A 727-nucleotide genomic window follows, 5' to 3' on the forward strand; every position below is an offset into this window, starting at 1 on the left:
AAGCTTTCAGAGCTTATTGAAAAAAATAAACGACTAGAAGACCATTTTAATAACAACCAACGGGAACATTTAAGCGGCATTTATAAAATGCTGATTTCAGTGACCGAAGATGTTCGTGTCGTTTTAATTAAGTTAGCTGAACGTACTTACTCTTTACGTGAGTTGGCAAACTCATCTCGTGAACGTCAAGAGCGTGTGGCACGTGAAATTTTAACTATTTATTCGCCATTAGCGCATCGCCTTGGTATTGCACAGCTGAAGTGGGAACTTGAAGACTTAGCGTTTCGTTATTTGGCGCCAGACCGTTATAAAGAGATTGCTTCATTACTCAATGAAACACGTCTTGAGCGTGAACATTATATCCAGTTCGTGATAGACCGTTTAAAAAGTGAATTGGCGGCGCATGGTATTGAAGCTGAAATTACAGGTCGAGCAAAACACATTTATTCGATTTATCGAAAGATGAAAAGCAAAAACCTAAGTTTCGATCAGCTTTATGATATTCGTGCTTTACGTGTATTGGTGAATAGCGTACCTGAGTGTTATCACTCATTAGGTATTGTTCATCAGATTTGGCGTCATATCCCACATCAGTTCGATGACTATATTACTAACCCGAAAGCCAATGGTTATCGCTCATTACATACTGCTGTTATTGCTGAGAATAAATCCTTAGAGGTACAAATCCGTACTCATGAGATGCATGACGAAGCAGAGTTAGGGGTAT

The 727-nt window shown here is 39.1% G+C and carries 1 protein-coding gene; it reads left to right on the forward strand.

Going from position 1 to position 727, the window contains the following annotated elements:
- On the forward strand, positions 1–727 hold a 727-nt coding region (locus tag ABD296_RS49585), incomplete at both ends, for an HD domain-containing protein (protein WP_344285546.1).

It is taken from the genome of Actinomadura napierensis (genome assembly GCF_039529375.1).
Taxonomy (GTDB): domain Bacteria; phylum Actinomycetota; class Actinomycetes; order Streptosporangiales; family Streptosporangiaceae; genus Spirillospora; species Spirillospora napierensis.